This window comes from Pseudomonas sp. CF161 (assembly GCF_000416215.1).
In the GTDB taxonomy this organism is placed as follows: Bacteria; Pseudomonadota; Gammaproteobacteria; order Pseudomonadales; family Pseudomonadaceae; genus Aquipseudomonas.
In genome coordinates this window covers 164,550-182,952 of sequence record NZ_ATLP01000083.1, presented here as the reverse complement: position 1 = coordinate 182,952, position 18,403 = coordinate 164,550, and the positions used below count along the sequence as shown (strand labels likewise).

General features: G+C 62.7%; 19 protein-coding genes. 8 read left to right on the top strand and 11 right to left on the bottom strand.

All coding sequences use genetic code 11. The annotated features are described in order from the left end of the window. Nucleotides 1-16: 16 nt before the first annotated feature. From CF161_RS16180 to CF161_RS16170, 3 genes are all read right to left on the bottom strand, one after another. Entirely contained in the window at nt 17-589 is a 573-nt protein-coding gene (locus tag CF161_RS16180) for a hypothetical protein (protein WP_020297683.1), read from the bottom strand. A 118-nt stretch (nt 590-707) separates the two neighbouring features. Then, nucleotides 708-1,424, bottom strand: coding sequence for a polyphenol oxidase family protein (locus CF161_RS16175; RefSeq protein WP_020297682.1), 717 nt, complete (start codon nt 1,422-1,424; stop codon nt 708-710). Nucleotides 1,425-1,495: 71 nt separating this feature from the next. Further along, nucleotides 1,496-2,497: a zinc-dependent alcohol dehydrogenase family protein gene (locus tag CF161_RS16170; protein ID WP_020297681.1), complete on the bottom strand. Its 1,002-nt coding sequence runs from the start codon at nt 2,495-2,497 to the stop codon at nt 1,496-1,498. A gap of 121 nt (nt 2,498-2,618) precedes the next feature. On the opposite strand from CF161_RS16170, the gene CF161_RS16165 reads away from it, so the two are divergent. Beyond that, on the top strand, nt 2,619-3,017 hold the full coding sequence (locus CF161_RS16165) for a helix-turn-helix domain-containing protein (RefSeq protein ID WP_020297680.1): 399 nt from the start codon (nt 2,619-2,621) through the stop codon (nt 3,015-3,017). Nucleotides 3,018-3,028: 11 nt separating this feature from the next. On the opposite strand, the gene CF161_RS16160 is transcribed toward CF161_RS16165, so the two are convergent. From CF161_RS16160 to CF161_RS16150, 3 genes are all read right to left on the bottom strand, one after another. Beyond that, nucleotides 3,029-3,400 carry a type II toxin-antitoxin system HigA family antitoxin gene (locus CF161_RS16160; RefSeq protein ID WP_020297679.1) on the bottom strand — a complete coding sequence of 124 codons (372 nt, stop codon included), beginning with the start codon at nt 3,398-3,400 and terminating at the stop codon, nt 3,029-3,031. After that, entirely contained in the window at nt 3,397-3,705 is a 309-nt protein-coding gene (locus CF161_RS16155) for a type II toxin-antitoxin system HigB family toxin (RefSeq protein WP_020297678.1), read from the bottom strand. Before CF161_RS16155 ends, CF161_RS16160 begins: the two co-directional genes overlap by 4 nt. A 96-nt stretch (nt 3,706-3,801) precedes the next feature. Beyond that, on the bottom strand, nt 3,802-4,086 hold the full coding sequence (locus CF161_RS16150) for a DUF3077 domain-containing protein (RefSeq protein ID WP_020297677.1): 285 nt from the start codon (nt 4,084-4,086) through the stop codon (nt 3,802-3,804). A 478-nt stretch (nt 4,087-4,564) separates the two neighbouring features. Here CF161_RS16150 and CF161_RS16145 point away from each other — a divergent pair, with 478 nt between their 5' ends. Both CF161_RS16145 and CF161_RS16140 read left to right on the top strand, forming a co-directional pair. Beyond that, nucleotides 4,565-5,494, top strand: coding sequence for a hypothetical protein (locus tag CF161_RS16145; RefSeq protein WP_020297676.1), 930 nt, complete (start codon nt 4,565-4,567; stop codon nt 5,492-5,494). A 303-nt stretch (nt 5,495-5,797) separates the two neighbouring features. Further along, nucleotides 5,798-6,217 (top strand): hypothetical protein, encoded by a 420-nt coding sequence (locus CF161_RS16140; protein ID WP_020297675.1) that lies wholly within the window; start codon nt 5,798-5,800, stop codon nt 6,215-6,217. Between the two features lie 18 nt (nt 6,218-6,235). Here CF161_RS16140 and ggt read toward each other — a convergent pair whose 3' ends face one another. Continuing rightward, a complete protein-coding gene (ggt, locus tag CF161_RS16135) occupies nt 6,236-8,071 on the bottom strand; it encodes a gamma-glutamyltransferase (protein WP_020297674.1) in 1,836 nt (611 codons plus the stop codon). Between the two features lie 74 nt (nt 8,072-8,145). Then, entirely contained in the window at nt 8,146-9,066 is a 921-nt protein-coding gene (locus tag CF161_RS16130) for a LysR family transcriptional regulator (protein WP_020297673.1), read from the bottom strand. Between the two features lie 141 nt (nt 9,067-9,207). On the opposite strand from CF161_RS16130, the gene CF161_RS16125 reads away from it, so the two are divergent. Beyond that, nucleotides 9,208-10,632, top strand: coding sequence for an MFS transporter (locus CF161_RS16125; protein WP_020297672.1), 1,425 nt, complete (start codon nt 9,208-9,210; stop codon nt 10,630-10,632). On the opposite strand, the gene CF161_RS16120 is transcribed toward CF161_RS16125, so the two are convergent. Continuing rightward, complete coding sequence (locus tag CF161_RS16120) at nt 10,629-11,276, bottom strand: glutathione S-transferase family protein (RefSeq protein ID WP_020297671.1); 648 nt, start codon at nt 11,274-11,276, stop codon at nt 10,629-10,631. The genes CF161_RS16125 and CF161_RS16120 overlap by 4 nt on opposite strands. 199 nt (nt 11,277-11,475) lie before the next feature. On the opposite strand from CF161_RS16120, the gene CF161_RS16115 reads away from it, so the two are divergent. From CF161_RS16115 to CF161_RS16105, 3 genes are all read left to right on the top strand, one after another. Then, nucleotides 11,476-12,006 carry a sigma-70 family RNA polymerase sigma factor gene (locus CF161_RS16115; RefSeq protein WP_020297670.1) on the top strand — a complete coding sequence of 177 codons (531 nt, stop codon included), beginning with the start codon at nt 11,476-11,478 and terminating at the stop codon, nt 12,004-12,006. Further along, entirely contained in the window at nt 12,003-12,986 is a 984-nt protein-coding gene (locus CF161_RS16110; RefSeq protein WP_020297669.1) for a FecR domain-containing protein, read from the top strand. The genes CF161_RS16115 and CF161_RS16110 overlap by 4 nt, the downstream gene beginning before the upstream one ends. A gap of 95 nt (nt 12,987-13,081) precedes the next feature. Then, nucleotides 13,082-15,487 carry a TonB-dependent receptor gene (locus CF161_RS16105; RefSeq protein ID WP_020297668.1) on the top strand — a complete coding sequence of 802 codons (2,406 nt, stop codon included), beginning with the start codon at nt 13,082-13,084 and terminating at the stop codon, nt 15,485-15,487. A 150-nt stretch (nt 15,488-15,637) separates the two neighbouring features. Here the strand turns inward: CF161_RS16105 and CF161_RS33415 are convergent, their stop codons facing one another. Further along, a complete protein-coding gene (locus CF161_RS33415) occupies nt 15,638-16,105 on the bottom strand; it encodes a hypothetical protein (RefSeq protein ID WP_256206396.1) in 468 nt (155 codons plus the stop codon). A gap of 135 nt (nt 16,106-16,240) precedes the next feature. Beyond that, entirely contained in the window at nt 16,241-17,344 is a 1,104-nt protein-coding gene (locus CF161_RS16095; RefSeq protein WP_043229598.1) for a polyamine ABC transporter substrate-binding protein, read from the bottom strand. 138 nt (nt 17,345-17,482) lie between these two features. On the opposite strand from CF161_RS16095, the gene CF161_RS16090 reads away from it, so the two are divergent. Next, a complete protein-coding gene (locus CF161_RS16090; RefSeq protein WP_020297665.1) occupies nt 17,483-18,274 on the top strand; it encodes a response regulator transcription factor in 792 nt (263 codons plus the stop codon). Nucleotides 18,275-18,403: the final 129 nt, after the last annotated feature.

The following is an 18,403-nucleotide window of genomic DNA, read 5'->3' as shown; positions in this document are numbered from 1 at the left end:
CCCGGCAGTGGGTCCACTAGGTGACCAGCAGGCCCACCGCCACCAATAGCCAGAGCACCACGCCGATCACGATAAAGACGTAGTTGATGGGCGTGAAGCGTGCGTTGCTCTGGCCTTGCGGGTCGCCGCCGGCGACATTCAGCCCGCGCTGGCCTTCGAAGGTCACCACGGCCTGCAGCGGAATCAGCGCCAGGTTGATGATGTCGAGCAGCGGCGCGCCGATGTTCTTTCTGACCAGGGCATCGAGCACCTTGCTCGCAATCGCCAGCAATACAAACCAGGTCGCCAGCTCCGCATGCCGCCAAGGGTGGCTGCGCCCGTTCTGCTTGATCCAGGCGTCGGCCTCGCGGTACAGGGCGTGGGTCCAGAAAATCGCAAAAAACGCCCGCGCCATGGGCCACATCGGCTGCTGGGTAGCCTGTTTGAACTGGCGCCAGTTCTGATAGGCCCAAAACAACTGGTACAGGCCAAAGGTCAGAATGAACAGGGTCAGGAACTTGCCCCGCGACACCACGTAAAAAGCCTGTTGTTCCTGCACTGGGGTGTGCAGCAACGGCGCCTGTGGCGGTGAATAAAGGTTATCGGACACGTTCACTCCCTGTAGTGATCTGGAAAATGTGCAACGTTAGCGCAGCCGCCGCCTGAAGCCCAGGCGTTACTGCGACGGGTCACCCTCTGTTCGGTGGTGCGAAGTTGAACCTTTGGTATCAGGCTCGCTGGATCCATGAATACTGAAAGGCCTTGGCTTCCCCGCGATGGTTTCGACGGCGGTAGCTGGCCAGGGCTTGGGTGGAGCAATAGGTGCACGATGGGCTGACGGCGACTTGCTCCGACGCGACGCCTTCGGCGTGCAGTTGCAGGAGGGCGTAGCGGTTCAGGTCAAACCACAGGCTGCCCGCCTGCGTCGGTGGTGGCGGTGCTATGGCTGGAGACCGTTGCGGCTGGGGTTGAGCGTCGAACCAGGGCGGTTGTGTGCCTTGCCAAAGATGCCCCTGGGGCGCTTCCAGAGTAGCGATAAACCCGGGGCTCACTTCATAGCAACACGGCTTGATCGCGGGGCCGATGGCAATCCTCAACTGCTGGCGTGAAACGCCCTCGGCCTCAAGGCGCTGTAACGTATGGCCGATGATGCCGCGCTGCAAACCTTGCCAGCCGCCATGAATGGCCGCCACCACTGCGCCGTCGGCAGAGGCGACCAGGAGTGGCAGGCAGTCGGCGGTAATCACCGCAATGGGGCGCCGGCTGCGAGTGAAGACCGCGTCGGCCTCGATCACTCCGGCGGGCTGTCTCTCGTCGATTTCAATCACCGTGGCGGTGTGAGCCTGGGCGCAGAAGAACAACGACGCGGGTCGCGGGGCATCGACTGCGGCGAAGTCATGTTCGATGCCCGGCAGTTGGCTCAGGATGGCTGCGGGAAAACTCATGGCCGGTTGCTCTGTTCCATACAAAGAGGAGGCAGAGCATAGCGGGATCCAGCCTGTTGTGGCGGGAGCCGTCAGGCGATATCGATCACCACCTTGCCCACGGCCGTGCCTTGCTCGACGGCATCGTGGGCGGCGTGGGCTTCGGCCAGGGTATAGCGCCGGGCATCCAGCAGCGGTTTGAAATGGCCTTGCTCGACCATCTGCGCCGCCGCCTTGAGGATGTCACCGTGATGGTCGCGGCCGTTGCCGCTGAGCATGGGCAGCAAAACAAATACCCCGGACAGGGTCATGCAGCGCAGCGAACCCACCGCCAGCCCGTGCTGGCCAAAGGCGGCACAACTGGCGATGTGGCCGTAGTGGGCGATGGCGGCAAACGAGTCATCCAGGCTGGCACCGCCGACGGTGTCGTAGATCACATCGAACCCGGCCCCTGCGGTGTGGGCCGTCACGTAATCGGCGACGCCCTGGGTGCGGTAGTCGATGGCGGTCGCGCCGTAGCCTTCGACAATGTGCTTTTTACCGGCCGACACGGTGGCGAACACCTCGGCCCCCAGGGCGCGGGCAATCTGCACCGCCGCATGCCCCACGCCACCGGCACCGCCATGCACCAAGACCTTGTGCCCGGCGCCGACCTTGGCCCGGTCCACCAGCCCTTCCCAGGCCGTGAGGAACACCAGGGGCATGGCGGCCGCTTCGCGCAGGCTGAGGGTGCTTGGCTTGTGGGCCAGCAAACGGGCGTCCACCGCGGCGTATTCGGCCAACGAGCCTTGCAGGCCACGAACGCCGCCGGTGAGGCCATAGACTTCATCGCCGACAACGAATTGGCTGACGCCAGCCCCCACGGCTTCGACCACGCCCGCCAGGTCGGTGCCGATGATCGCCGGCAACTCCGGCATGGCGTAGGGCGCGTTGCCGGTGCGGATCTTGTAGTCGATCGGGTTGACCCCGCTGGCGACAACCCGCACCAGGACCTCGCCGGGACCGGCCTGGGGCAGCGGCACCTGGCTTTCGCTGAAGCGACCGCTGGCGTAATCGTGCAGCACCAGGGCGCGCATGGTGGTGGGCAGGGACATGGGCAAACCTCGAATCAATGACGGGGCGGTGATCGCCGCCGTGGATGGGTAGAATTATTGGTCGCCGGTGCCTGACTGTAAATCAGGCACTTTTTAGTGCCCAAGACCTGCGGAAGTCACCATGAGCGATCTCACTTACGTTCCTGTAGCCGGTCCCCTGATCGTCGAAGAAACCTGCCCACCACGGCGCATTCATACGCTGCTGTCGACCAAATGGACCTCGATGGTCCTGTACTGCCTGAGCTTCGGAGCCTCGCGCAGCAGCCAGTTGCAACGCAGCATGCCGGGCATCTCCCAGAAAATGCTGACCCAGACCTTGCGCGAACTGGAGCGCGATGGCGCAGTGGCCCGCACCGTATTGCAGGACATGCCACCGCGGGTGGAGTACGCCCTCACGCCCCTGGGCTGGCGCTTTGTCGAGCCCTTGAGGGCCCTGTATTCGTGGGCCGACGAGAATGCCGATGCGCTGGATGAGTTGATGCATAACCGTGAGCGGATGGGGGCTGCACAAGCCATGTGAAGGCGCGGGGATTACGCCGGCTTGACTGGCTTGATCAGGCTTTGCGCGGGGATACCGAACAGCTGGTGCAGTTTCCAGATCATCGGCAGGGTCAGCGCGCGCTTGCCGTTGAGCACTTCGTACACGCGGTTGGTACGGCCGATGGCGGGCACCAGGTCGGCCACCGACAATCCCGACTGCTCCATGCGGAACTTGATGGCCTCGATCGGGTTGGGCAGGTCGACCGGAAAGTGCTTGGCCTCATAGGCCTCGATCAGGGTCACCATCACGTCGAAGTAATCGCCTTCAGGGGTGCCGGGGGTGGGCTCGTTATCAAAAAAGGGCGACACGTTTTTCAGCGCCGCGCGGTAGTCCTGGTCAGTGTGAATAGGGCGAATATTCATGCTTGCTCCATATCAATGCGGTCGGCGTCGATGGCGTCGTACTGCGCGTGGGTGCCGACGAACTTTATGTAGAGGGCGCCGAAGCGGTAGGCCACGGCGACCACCAGCCGGTAGTCATTACCTTTGATGTTGAACACAACCCTGCGGCTTTTGAGAATGCTGGCGCTGCGGTACTGGTCCTTGATTTGCGCAGGGGTGGACCAGTGGGCGGTTTTTGCTTCGTCAATCCAGGCCAGGAAGGCTTGCTCCGAATCGGGGTACTTCTCCCAGAAGGCCTTCAAATGACTGATGGCGATAATTCTCATGGCAGGATCCTAGTCCCGTCCCGGGACCTAAACAAGTCAATGAGGAGAGTAGCCGATGGACGGGCAGAGGGTTCTGCCCGTCCCGGGTCAGCGCCGTCAAGACGCTGCCGCTAGCCCAGCGTGCACATCATCCATCGCTGCCTTGGCCATCTCTCCCAAGTAATGTGCTGCCCAAGCATAGCGCTCGACCTGGGGTTCCAAGGCGGCTTCCAGGGAGAACTGTTTTGCCAGATGTAGCAGCGCCGAGGCATGCGCCAGGGCATCGGCTGTGGGCACATTCGTATTGACCCGAAACAGCGGGCGGGGGTGTTCGCCGCAGTCGGCAAAGCTGATATCGCCGAGGGTAGTGAGGATAGGGGACGGAGCTGGAGTGTGGTTCATGGTGACGACTCCTTTCGTGGTCGGGCCGCCAAGCCCGGTCGCTGATTGGGCAGCGACGGACGGAGAATAATGGCCCAGGTACCGCGCTGCGACGGCGCGGTTGCGACATTCGGTGACGGTGCCGTTAGAAATGTTGTTTTGGGCAGGAAATGGTTTGAGAAGGCGCTGACACTTCAGCGATCGAACAATCGAAAAAGTACCCTGTGGCGAGGGAGCTTGCTCCCGATGAACCCGCCGCCGGGCTGGTGCGAAGCCGTCCCATTTTTGGGGCCGCTGCGCGACCCAGCGGGAGCAAGCTCCCTCGCCACATGTGAGGTGCTGCGCTTTGGTGGTTCATGACACATTTCTTTTTTGCCTGCGCCGCCCACTCAAGGCTAGGATGCGCGCCCTGTTGCGCATCTTGCCTTTGCGCTGCGCGATATCGGCTCACCCCAAGGGCGCTGCACCGCCCCTCCAGGCAAAAGGAGTTGCTTGCACGATGCGTCACGATATCCAGCTGCTGCTGGTTTTTTTCCTGATTCAAACCCTGACGTTGCTGCTGTTGCCGGTCTATAGCGCGTTCGATATTGCCTTGTTCAGTGGCCTTGGGGCCCTGCTGGCGGCGCTGATCAGTGCTCGCCACAAAAGCCGCCGCCAGCGGGCGCCCGGGGTCTGGCCGAGTGTGGTGGGGTGCGCCCTGGTCGCAGCCACGCTGTTCGCGGCGCTGTACAGCGCCAAGCTCTACCTGGACCTGGTGGTCAACGCCCGCAGCGGTGTGCGTTTCCCGGCACCGCAGTTGGACCTGGGCTGGACCTTCATCAAGGGCTGGAGCATTAGCCTGCTGACGGTGGGCGTCGCGCTGGCCTGGTTCGACCCCCAGGTCATGCGCCCCGCGGTGACCGAGCCTGAAAGCAAACCCCGGGTGCCCCTGCATTTCGCTGGCGACGGCAGTTCGCTGGCGTCCATCGGCGGTCGCCGCAGCGCCTGGCTCCCCGGCTTGGGGCGGGCGTCCAGGCGCGATAAACACTTTGTTGCACTGTTCTTTGCATTGGCCGCGCTGATGGTGCTGGGCAATGTGCTGTGGGGCCTGGAGCGCATGGGGCTTGTGCTCACGACCTGTCTCGCCACCCTGGGCGCGGTGCGCCTCACCCGGCGGGTTTCTGCACAGCGCTGCGCCGATCAGCCCCTGTGGCCCTCGGTGTTGTTCTGCGCCCTGGCGGCGGCCTGCCTGTTTGCCGCACTGGTGATTGCGTGCCGGACCCTGGTGCTGGCCTTCTCCGACTTCCCCTGGACCTTTGTCGAGGTGATACAGCGCTCGCTGCTGCCGGAATTGGCCGAGGCTGTGGGCGTGGTCTTTATCACCGTGGCGACCCTGTTGGGCTTGCTGGATGCGCGGGTGTTGCGCGGCAGGTTTATAGGGGCGCGCTGAGGGCCAGGTGTGTTTCGGCGTTATTGATGATGAAACGCTTTGCGTTCCTCCCGAGCGTGCGACGTTGAGATCAATGCTCGCCCCCCAATAGCTCTTGGCCGATTGGCTGTTCGCAGCACGTTCCACCCCCTTCAAACCGCTCTGATTTAAATGCCTCGGAACGGTTGATAACCCGCAAGCACAGGTTCACCCTGGCCGCTCATTCATGGAGTGCGGTGATCTGTACAGCCACAGGTCGCGGCATTTGGGGGGCGTTTGCGCGGTGGCGCGGCGCTCCCGCACGGCAACGGAGTAGCCCGCACGATGCGTCTGGATATGAAACTGGTGGGCACCTTTGGTGCGCTTGAAGCGTTGGCCATTCTGATGGTGGGTATCAACAGCCTGTTCGAACTGGCGGTGTACACCGGGCTTGGAGCCCTGGCGGCGGCTTTTATTGTCCGGCGGCACAAGACGTCGAATGAATCACGGGGGCGAATGGGGTCGCTGGTGTTTTGCGCCTCCTGGGGCGCCACGCTGTTCGCCTTGCTGTACTGCGCAAAACTGTACCTGACCCTGATGTTCGCCGGTGCCATGGGCTCGCCCTATGGCCTGTCGGCGCTGACCTTTGTCTGGGTTTTCATCAAGTGCTGGGCGACGGCCTGGGTATCGATGGCCGTGGTGCTTGCGGTGTTCGATCTGGCCGTGCGTGATGCTTCGGTGATGAAAGGGCCTACCGCGCAGTAGGCCCCTTTCAGTTTCGGCTCAATCCCCCAACGCTTCACCTTCACGCCGTGGGTCGGCTCCGCCGGCCCATGAAGCTTTGCCCTGGGCGTCGCGCACGCGGACGATGGCCTGGGTGCCGCTGGTCATGTCGATCTCGTTCACTGCGTGCCCCTTGGCCTGCAACGCCTGTTTCAGGGCCGGTGTGAATTGGCCTTGTTCCAGTTCGGTGGGGCCATTGCGGCTGCCGAAGTTGGGCAGGTTGATGGCGGCTTGCGGGTCGAGGTTCCAGTCGAGCATGCCGATCACCGACTTGGTCACGTACTCGATAATCTGCGAGCCACCGGGGGAGCCAACGGTGGCCAGCAGTTCACCGCTGGCGCGATCGAAGACCAGGGTCGGGGCCATGGACGAGCGCGGACGTTTGCCCGGCTGCACGCGGTTGGCCACCGGTTGGCCGTTTTCTTCGGGGATAAAGGAAAAGTCGGTCATCTGGTTGTTGAGCATGAAGCCCTGGACCATCAGGTGCGAACCGAAAGCGGCTTCCACGGTGGTGGTCATCGACACCGCGCCGCCCAGGTCATCCACCGCCACCACTTGCGAGGTGGAAATACGCATCGGCGAACGGTCCGGGGCGTACGCCACTTCAACCCCCTGCGGCTTGCCTGGCTGGGCCTGGCCCATGCTGCGTTCGCCGATCAGCGCCGCGCGTTGGGCCAGATAACCGGGGGCGATCAGGCCGGTCACCGGCACCGGCACGAAGTCGCTGTCAGCCACGTACAGGCCACGGTCGGCGTAGGCCAGGCGCTCGGCTTCGGCAATCAGATGCACCGCTTGCGGCGCCGGTTCGAGGCCGGCCGGCAGGCTGGTTTTCACCGGTTTGAGCGGCGCCAGGGCGTAGCGCGGGTCACGTGCCTCCAGCGCCTGCAAGGTGCCGAGGATCTGCGCCACGGCGATGCCGCCGGACGACGGCGGCGGCATGCCGCACACCTGCCAGCGCTTGTAGTCGCTGCACAGCGGCGCGCGCTCCTTGGCCCGGTAGCCTTGCAGATCCTTGAGCGACAGGCTGCCGGGGTTGGCGTGGCCCTGGACCTTGGCCACGATTTCCTCGGCGATCGGGCCCTGGTACAGGGCGTTCGGACCTTCATGAGCGATGCGCTTCAGCACCGCCGCCAGCCTCGGATTGCGCAACAGGGTGCCCACGGCTTTGGGGCTGCCGTCGGTGTTGAGGAAGTACGCGGCCATGTCCGGCGACTGCGCCAGATAAGGGTCGGCCACGATCATGCCGTGCAGGCGCGGGGAGATCGGGAAGCCCTGTTCAGAAAGGCGGATGGCCGGCTCAAACAATTGCGCCCAGGGCAGGCGGCCGTGTTGTTGATGGGCCAGTTCCAGGGCTCGCAATACGCCCGGGGTGCCCACCGAACGTCCGCCAATCTGCGCCTTGGGAAAGGGCATCGGGCGACCGTCGGCTTGCAGGAACAGGTTTTCGCTGGCGCCGGCCGGTGCGGTTTCGCGGCCGTCGTAGGTGCGCACCGCCTTGCCATCCCAGAGCACGATCATCGCGCCGCCGCCGATGCCCGAGGACTGCGGCTCCACCAGGGTCAGCACGGCTTGCATGGCAATTGCCGCGTCGATGGCCGCGCCGCCCTGGCGCAAGATCTCGCGCCCGGCGTGTGCCGCCAACGGGTTGGCGGCGGCGGCCATGTGCTGGTCGGCATACCGGGTGTGCAGGTCGGTGCGGTAGCCCGAGGCGATTTCCGGGGCCGCGGGCAGGGCGGTGCTGGGGGGCGGGTTGTTGCAGGCACTGAGGGTGAGGGCGGCGGCTATCAGCGAGAGGGTGGTAAGCCGGCGATGACGCGGATGGAAGATCGAAAACACGCGTTGAACTCCGTTCACTGGAAAAATGATGTGTCGTCCGTGGCGGCAATGTACAGCAGTGGGCGGCCGGCTGTTCAGGCGGGGATGTCGGACGCGGCAGCTTCTGCGCAAATCTCCCGGAGGCAGGTGCGCAGCCAGCGATGGGCCGGGTCGGCGTCCAGCCGTGGGTGCCAGAGCATGGACACGGTGATCGGCGCCACATCCAGCGGCAGGGCAAAACTGTGCAGGCCGGTGCGCAGGGTGGCGGTATGCCGTTCAGGCACGGTGGCGATCAGGTCGTCACCACGGGTCAGCGCCAGGGCACTGGCAAAGCCGCCGACGATGGCCACCTGTTGGCGCTGCAAGCCAAGGGTGTGCAGGGCGTGCTCGATCGGTTGCGGGCCTTTGTCCTGGCCGCCTCGCGAGACACCGATATGCCGCCCAGCCGCATACAGCGCCGGGGTGATCGCCCCCCGGGTCAAGGGATGGCCTTGGCGCACGACGCCAATAAAACGATCGCGGAACAAGGCCTGGGTCAGCAGTTCGGGCGCGGTGGCTTGCCCCACCACGCCGGTCTCCAGGTCGACCGTGCCGTCGCGCAGGGGCGTGCTGTCCTTGTCGGGCTTGTGCACAAAGCGCAGTTGCACCCCGGGTGCTTCCTGGCTGATGCGGGCGATCAAGGGCGGGCCGAAGGTTTCGACAAAACCGTCACTGGTGCGCAGGGTGAAGCTGCGCACCAGACGCTTGAGGTCCAGCTGTTCGACCGGGCGCAACACGGCTTGTGCTTCTTGCAGCAGACGGCTGACCTGCTCGCGCAATTCCAGGGCCCGGGGTGTGGCCACCAGCCCGCGCCCGGCCCGGACCAGCAGCGGATCGCCGGTGGTTTCACGCAGGCGCGCCAGGGCCCGGCTCATGGCCGACGGGCTCAGGTGCAGGCGTTGCGCCGCGCGCGTGACATTGCCTTCAGCGAGCAGGGCATCGAGGGTAAACAGCAGGTTGAGGTCGGGTTTTGACATGGGGCGACGTTAGCACAGGCGGGATCGAGGTATGGCGTCTAGTGCACACCTGAAGTGTAAATGCTGCGTCTTCCGCCTTGTCAGTGCAGGCCATACCCTGTTGCCAGCTGCATTGTGCGGCGCTCAAAAAAGGAGCACAGCGTGAAGCCGATCATTGCCCAACCGGAGCCTGCACGGCGCGGGGTGCTCGCCAGCCTGTCACTGTCGATGCTGTTGGCATCCCTCGGCACCAGCATTGCCAATGTCGGCCTGCCGGCCCTGGCCCAGGCGTTCGAGGCGTCTTTCCAGCAGGTGCAGTGGGTTGTGCTGGCGTATCTGCTGGCCATCACCACCTTGATCGTCAGCGTCGGGCGCCTGGGCGACCTGCTGGGGCGCCGGCGCCTGCTGCTGGCGGGCATTGCCCTGTTCACGCTGGCTTCCCTGGGGTGCGCTTTGGCGCCGAACCTGGGGTGGTTGCTCGGCGCGCGCGCGATCCAGGGCCTGGGCGCGGCGATCATGATGGCGCTGGCCATGGCCTTTGTCGGTGACAGCGTGCCCAAGGCGCAAACCGGCAGCGTCATGGGCCTGCTGGGGAGCATGTCGGCGATTGGCACGGCGCTGGGCCCGGCCCTGGGTGGCGTGCTGATTGCCTGGCTGGGATGGCGGGCGATCTTTGTGCTCAATCTGCCCCTGGGCCTGCTGGCCTTGGCCCTGGCCTACCGTTACCTGCCCGCCGATCGCCCACGCGCCGAGGCAGGGCCGGTCGGTTTTGACTACGGCGGCACCTTGCTGCTGGCCCTGGCACTCGCGGCTTATGCCCTGGCGATGACCCTCGGGCATGGCCGTTTCGATTGGCGCAACGCCGCGCTGCTGCTGACAGCGGCGATCGCCGGCGGGCTGTTTGTCTGGGGGCAGGGCCGGGTGGCGTCGCCGTTGATTCGCCTGGCGTTGTTTCGCGAGCCATTGCTCGGCGCCAGCCTGCTCATGAATGGCCTGGTGTCGACGGTGATGATGGCGACGCTGGTGGTCGGGCCGTTTTACCTCAGCCGTGGGCTGGGGCTCGATCTGGCCGTGGTCGGTGCGGTGATGGCGATGGGTCCGGTGGTTTCGGCGCTGAGCGGGGTGCCAGCGGGGCGCGTCGTCGACCAGCTCGGAGCGCCCCGGGGTGTGGTGCTCGGGTTGTTCGGCATGCTCGCCGGAGCGCTTGCGCTGAGCGTGCTGGCGCCGCTGTTCGGCGTCGTCGGGTATGTGGCCGGGCTGCTGATCCTGACCCCGGGTTATCAACTGTTCCAGGCGGCCAACAACACCGCGGTGATGCAGGATGTCCAGGCCGATCAGCGCGGCGCGATGTCCGGCTTGCTCAGCCTGTCGCGCAATCTCGGGCTGATCAGCGGGGCGTCCGTCATCGGCGCGGTGTTTGCCTTGGCGTCATCTGCCAGCGAGCTGAGCACGACCGCGCCCGATGCCATGAGTCACGGCCTGCGGGTCAGCTTCGCCGTGGCCACCGGGTTGCTGCTTATGGCCCTGGTTATTACGCGCTGGTCGCAGCGCGCACCAGGGGCCAGTCGTGCCGGTTATGGGGGTTAGAAGTCGAGCTTTCCGCGCATCTCGGCGAAAGGAATCATCACGTGCTCGCGGTAGGCCGGGCGCTCCTGCAGGCGGGCGTACCAGGCCTCGACGTTGGGGATGACAGGGCGTTCGATCTCCAGCTCGAAGTAGCGATACAGGTTGGTGCCTGCCGGGATATCCGCCAGGGAGAATTGGTTGCCGCCCAGGAACGCTTGTTTGCTCAACACCTGGTCGAGCAACTGAAAATGCTCGGTGCAACGCTGGATGCTGGCCTTGAGCGCCACGCTGTCCTGCTGCTCCTGCGGCGTCCGAAACCCGCCCCAGAACACCCCGTTGATAAAGGTGGTTTGCAGGCTGCACTGGGCCCAGTCCATCCAGCGATCGACCACCGAGCGCTGCCCGGGGTTGTCGCTCCACAGCGCCGTGCCGCCGTAAGTGGCCGCCAGGTACCTGAGGATCGCGTGGGACTCCCAGACCACGGTCTCGCCGTCCTTGATCAGCGGCACCCGGCCGTGGGGGTTCATGGCCAGGAACTCCGGTGTTTCCTTGATCCCGAAGCTGCCGCCGGCGGGGATGTGTTCATGGGCCAGGCCCAGTTCGCCGATCAGCCACATGACTTTTTGCACATTGAACGCGCTGCGGCGTCCCCATACTTGAAGCATTGCCCACTCTCCTTGAGCGCCCATTGATGTCGAACCGGCCGGGCAGCAGTGCCGGCCCAGGAACGCCAGCGATCTTGAACAGCGGGCGGTGACAGCGCAAGGCTTGAGCGCAGGCTGAGGGGGATCGGCGGGGTGCTGATACTCGCGCCTTGCAAATTGACATCCAAACAACAAGAATGAGAACAATTACCATTAGTGCATGATTCGCATGGCCGACTTTCGCGCTCCTCCCCAAGATCCTTTCCAACTTCTGTACGCGCAGAATCATCAGTGGCTTGAACGCTGGCTGCGTCGGCGCCTGGATTGCCATGCCGATGCGCAAGACTTGACGCACGACACGTTTGTGCGCAGCTGGAAATCCTCCAGGCTGGAACAGATTGAAGAGCCCCGGGCATTTTTGTGCGTGATCGCCAAGCGGGTGCTGTGCACGTTCTGGCGGCGCGGCGAGCTGGAGCGCAGCTACTTGCAGGCCTTGGCCAGCCTGCCCGGGGATTGCTCACCGTCCGAGGAGGAGTTGGCGCTGTTGCGTGAGGCCCTCGAGTCCATCGACGCCATGCTCGACGGTTTACCGGCCCGGGTGCGCCATGCGTTTTTGCTCAACCGTCTGGAAGGCATGACCCATCAGCAGATCGCCTCTGAGCTGGGGGCATCGGTGGCCAGCATCGAGCGCTGGATAAAACGCGCGGTGACCCAGTGCTACCTGGTCCAGATGGGATCGAGCCCGGCATGAGCCGCTCCCATGCCGAGCTGACGCCGGTCCTGAAAGCCGCCATCGACTGGATGGTGCTCCTGGATTCCGGCAGCGCCAAAGCCCGTGACCGAGCCGCGTTCGAAGGCTGGCTGGCGGCCGATGCCGGCCATCGCCTGGCCTGGGAGTCCCTCAACGGCGCTCTGGCTCCGGCGTTCACGCCGGTGGTGCAGGTTGACCGCTCGCTGCCTGGCAGTGCGCGCGCCGCGACCCAGGCGTTGCGTTCTTCGGGCGTCTCGCTGGAACGCCGGCGCCTGTTGCGCAATGGCTCGGCGTTGGCGCTGCTCCTTGGCCTGGGCACCTCGATCACGCTCCAGCGACGCATGCCGCTACAGGGGCTGGTGAGCGATATCTACAGCGGCACCGCCGAACGCAAGCAACTGACCCTGCCCGATGGCAGCGTGTTGCTGTTGAACGCACGGACTACGGTGGATCTGGACTTCAGCACCACGGCGCGCCGTCTGCGCCTGCATCAGGGCGAGTTGCGGATCCAGGTGGCGGCCGACCCGCTGCGGCCATTGCAGGTCGTGACGGCCCAGGGCTCTGTGCAGGCGCTGGGTACTTGTTTCAGCGTGCGCCAACTGCAGCAGGAAACTCTGGTCGGCGTGCAGCAACACAGCGTCCGGGTGATGAATCTCGCCGGCCAGCAGGCGCAGGTGAACGAGGGTGGGGCGTTGCGTTTTTCCCAGGACAGGCTGCTGGCCCTGCCGGGTAATCAGCACCAGACCGATGCTTGGGTCACCGGCCGGCTCGAGGTTGAAAATGAGTCGCTGGGTTCGGTGATCGAGGCGCTGCGGCCCTATCGCTATGGCCTGCTGCGGATATCCGAGGCGGCGTCGCGGCTGCGGGTCTTCGGCGTGTTCAACCTGGACGACAGTGACCGCGCTCTGCAATCGCTGGCGCAGGTGCTGCCGATCACGGTCAGCCAATACGGTCCGCTGACCCTGATCGACCTTGCGTGATCCCTGTAAAAAAATCTCGATGTGATGAGGGCTTTTTCCAACTGGCTGGACATATCAGCAAGTGCCCACTCATTTCAGCGAGGAACCCCTTGAACATGTGTCCGACATTCTTGCGTCCTGCCACCCTGGCCACGGCCATCGCCTTGGCGTGCACCGGCGCTGCCATGGCCCTGGCCAGCCAGGCGGCCACTGCCGCCGAGGCCATTGCCCACTACGACATAGCGTCCGGTCCGATGGAGCAGACCCTGCGCCAGATCGCCCGGCAAAGTGCTCGCAGTATCGTCGCCGACCCGGCCCTGGTGCGCGGCAAGAGCGGTGCCGCGGTGCGTGGTGATTTCAGCCCCGAAGCCGCGGTGCAGCAGGCGCTGCGGGGCAGCAGCCTGCAACTGCGGGTTACCGCCAATGGCACCCTGACCCTGGAGCCCGCAGTCAGCGGCGATACGCTGCAACTGGGGGCCACCAGCGTGGTCGGCCAGGCCTTGGGCGAGGTGACCGAGAACACCGGTTCCTACACCACGGGGAGCATGAGCAGCGCCACCAAATTTCAGGCCTCGGCACGGGAAACGCCGCAGTCAGTGACCGTCGTCACTCGCCAGCGCATGGACGACCAGAATATGCAGAGCCTGGAGGACATCTCCACCAACACCCCCGGCCTGACCCTGCGCCGAACCGGTGGCGAGCGCCCGGAGTTCTACTCTCGCGGCAGCGCCGTCGAAAACATCATGATCGACGGCCTGCCCATCGCTTACGACAGCGACACCCTGGGCACCTCGACCCTGGCCATGTTCGACCGCGTGGAAGTGGTACGCGGCGCCTCGGGGCTGATGGTGGGCTCGGGCAACCCTTCCGGGACCTTGAACCTGGTGCGCAAGCGCCCGACTGTCGAGCCGCAGGTATCGATCAGCGCCGGGGCCGGTTCCTGGGACAACTATCGGACCGAGATCGACGCCAGCAGCAAGCTCAACCAGGCCGGGACTGTCCGCGGTCGGGTGGTCGCGGCGTTCCAGGACAAAAACAGCTTCACGGACTCCTACAGCAGCAAGCGCCAGTTGCTGTACGGCATCAGCGAGTTCGACCTGTCCGAAGCCACCACCCTGACCCTGGGCGGCTACTACAACCGTGAGGACAACCCCGGTGCGGACTGGAATGGTTTGCCGACCCAGGTCGACGGCGGTTTCCTGCCTCTGAGCCGTTCCTCCCGGCTGACGCCGACCTGGACCTACTGGGATAAAAAGAACCAGAGCCTGTTCGCCGAAATCGAGCATCGCTTCGATAACGACTGGAAGCTGCGGGTCAACACCACGTGGCTCAAGAGCAACCTGGAAATGCTCGGGGGCAGTTTCTACCGTGACGCCACCGACACCCTGCATCTCAACGCCGGTCGCTACAGCTATGAGCACAGCCAGAAAAGCATCGATGGATATGCCCGCGGGCCCTTCAGCCTGTTCGGCGCGACCCATGAGCTGGTGGTGGGTGCCAGCTATCGCCGCGAAGACACCAATGACGGGCCTGGCGGCGGCCCGGACGAGAACTTCAACTACCTCGTCGACCCGCTGAATTTTGACTACAAGGCGGTTCCCAAGCCGCAGATCGTCTACAACTGGTCGCGCAAGGGGCTGGTGGATCAGGCCAGCACCTATGCGGCGCTGCGCTTCAATCTGCGCGATGACCTGAAGCTGATTCTCGGCTCGCGGCTGGACTGGTACGAGCACGATATAAAAACCGTGTCCGGCACCTATGCCTTTGGCGAACCCTACAAGGCGACCCGTGAGCTGACGCCCTATGCCGGGGTGATTTATGACCTCAATGACACCTATTCGGTGTACGCCAGCTGGACCCGGATCTTCCAGCCACAAGAGTATGAAGACTCATCGGGCGGGATTCTCGAGCCGGTCACCGGGACCAACATTGAAACGGGCCTGAAGGCCGAGTACTTCGACGGTGCACTCAATGCCAGCGCGGCGATCTTCCAGCTCAATCAGGAAAACCTGGCCAAATCCCTCGCCTTCAGCCAGTGCCTGCAGGGCCAGGACGCCTGTTATGAGGCCAGTGGCGAAGTCCGCACCCGGGGTATCGAGTTCGAGCTGTCTGGCGCGGTGGCGCCGGGCTGGCAGGCCTCCGCCGGCTACACCTACGCGGCGGCCGAGTATGTGAAGGGCGTCGATCAGGCGCAGAAAGGTGATCGCTACGACAGTGACAGCCCCTACAACCTGTTCAAGTTGGCCACCAGTTACCAACTGTCTGGCGCATTGGACAGGTGGACCGTTGGGGGCGCCTTCAGATCGCAAAGCCGGACCTACACCAGCTTCAACGTCAAGCAGGGCGGCTACAGCATCACTGACCTGATGACCAGCTACCGCCTGACCGACAACCTCAAAGTGCAAGCGAACATGAACAACGTGTTCGATAAGCGCTATTACCAGAGCATCAGCAACTCGGCCGGGGCCAACCTGTTCGGTGACCCGCGCAACCTGATGTTCACTATGAAGTGGTCGATGTAGCCATAACCCAGCGTCGATGCAGCGGGTTCACGACAATGGGCGGACCCGCTCCGACTCCCGCAGAATTGATCCGGGCACCCGTCGACGACGGGTATTGCCTGCCCGACTGGTTGCCGGGAGGCTGCCAAGTGGTGATCGACGTGCGCTGACTCAGCCCTGATAACGGCGCCGGTGCAGCGATTGGACCGTTTGCAGAAAGCGTTTCTCGTCAGCCATGGGTGACTCTTTGGCGCTGAAGACGTTTTTGATTCGGGTGAGCTCGACGCGTGTTCGCTCTTTTTCAGCCTGGGCCAGTTCAGGGAATTCAAGCAGCAGCGCCTTGTTGCCCCGGGTGATGTGTTCCATCACCGCCAGCGCGATGTGCTCACGCACCAGCCCGGCGGAGACGTAATACATGGCCCAGGCCTGTTCGGGCGTGCAGTGACCGATTTGCTCTTCGATCTCCTTGTACGCTTTGTAATCGTCCGACTCCACGTTGCGCTGGCAATCGCCTCGGCACATGACTTTCTCCTTCCCTAGGACCTCGGTGACAACGCCGTTGTCATTCGGCTGCTCCCTGCCTGATTGCGTGTGCCGCTCATAAACGCCGGCCAGCGCGCAACCACGGTGGATAATCACTTAGTTGGGCCGAGTGTTGGACTCGGCCTGCCAAGGGCTATCGGCACCGCTCAATCTTTTGGTTCTTTATAAAAGCCTCTGTTCCCTCATGCCGTGTGAAGGAACAGGGGAGCAATCAATCATAACCAGGCAATATCAAGTGCCACTCTTGACCTTGGTCCATACGCGAGTACGAATTCGCTCCAACTTCAATGGCAGCGGCTCAAGTGGAATAAGTGTGGCGATGGTGTTCTTGTCCGGATAGATCCAGGGGTTGTCTCGCAACTTCTGCTCAACAAACTCAGAGGCGTCTTTATTGGCGTTGGGGTACAGCGTGTGATTTGAAGTCTTGGCAATCACATTGGGGCGCAACATGTAATTAATAAACGCCATGCCTTGTTTAGGGTTCGGGGCGTCTTTGAGCAGCACCAGGTTTTCCGACCAGACCAGTGCGCCTTCGCGCGGAAGGCTGTAGGCAATCTTGCGCCCGGTGTTGGACTTCTCATTGATGGCCTGTGCCGCAAGAGCTCCATTGGCCCAGCCCACTACTGCGCAGATATTGCCATCCGCCAAGTCGGCATCGATTCTGGAAGAGTCGAAATAGACGATGTAAGGGCGGATTTTTAATAGCAGGGCCTGGGCTTTCTGGTAATCCTCAGGGTTTTTGCTGTTGCTTGGCAGCCCAAGGTAATTCAAGGCAATCGAAATGATCTCGCTGGGAGAGTCGAGCATGGCCACGCCACAGGACTTGAGTTTGCTGATGTTTTCTTCTTTGAAGATCAAGTCCCAGCTATTCACTGGGGCATTGTCGCCCAGTGCGGCCTTGACCTTATCTTCGTCATAGCCAATCCCGGTGGTGCCCCATAAGTAGGGAACAGCGTAGCGGTTGCCGGGGTCATTGGCCGCGAGCAGGGCGAGGATATCAGGGTCAATATGGGAAAAATTGCTCAGTTGGCTGCGATCCAGTGGCTGCAGCACGCCGGCCTCGATCAGGCCTGGCAAGACATTGGAAGTGGCCACGACCACGTCATACCCAGTGCGCCCCGCCATCACCTTGCTCTGCATCATCTCGGCGCTGTCAAAGGCGTCCATCTTGATTCTGCTGCCGGTCTCCCGCTCGAACTCCTTGGGGGTCTCCGGCGCCAGCAACCCGAACCAGTTATACAAATGTACGGCGGGTTCTACAGCACTGACGGATGTGCTTATTCCGGCACTGAGAAGCGAGGCTAAAAAAATAGCTCGCAAATGCGACTTACTCATATGACTATCCCTGTCAACTCGATAGGCCCTCATGGCCATCGTAAGCTAGGGGCTGAATATACTCGGCATCCTCGAATAGTAAATACCTACAAATACTTACCTCTGACCCATGAATTCCTAACCCTAAAGGGGTAGACAATGTCACTCGACCTTCATGACCTGGTGTGGCACCGGTCGATTGGAAAGTTGATCATGCAGCTGGACCGTCCGGAGTTCTGGAGCTCGCTTATTCGCGTATTGAATGAATACGTGAAGATAGATAATTGGGTGGTATTGATTTTCAGCGATCAGCAGGTTCAAGTCATTAGCCTGCCTGAAGTGGCCGATGCCGAAGAGGTGGACGCCTTTACCCATCGTTATGTAAAGGGACTTTATTTGCTGGACCCTTTTTATATCGCCAATCGAGAAGATCCGCAGAGCGGCTTCTTTCATATGCTCGATATTGCGCCGGAGCACTTTCTGGAGACTGAGTATTATCATCAGTACTTTGCGCAATACATTTCGGTCGATGAGGCGCAGTACAATGTTCAACTCGATGCGGATCGAACATTGTGTGTTTCATTTGGCAGTACTGTTCGATTCACCCAGGAGCAAATTGCAACACTTGAAATCATCAAGCCCTGGGTCATTGCTTTGATGTATCAGCGCATGTCGTTTGAAAATAGCCTGGAAAAAAACATCACCGAGCCCCCTCTGTGGTCGGACACCATCGCTCAGTTGGGGGCACAAATAACGGCGCGGGAAAAGGATGTACTCAAGTTGTTGCTGAGCGGCTTCTCCAGCAAGGAGATAGCCGGCAAGCTTTCCCTGTCTACGGAAACCATCAAGGTTCATCGGCGTAATATTTACGCCAAGTTCAATATCAAGTCGCAGTCCGAACTCTTCGCGCGCTTTTTCATGCCCAGGCAAGAGGGGCAGACCCTCAGTTGAAACCAGCGCCTGCGTGGGCGGGCGCGACGCAGGTAGACGTGGCCGGAAACAGCAGGGCCGTCTTCCGCAGCCAGGGGCTTTTCTCCAGGCATAAAAAAACGGCCTACCTTGCGGTAAGCCGTTTTTAGT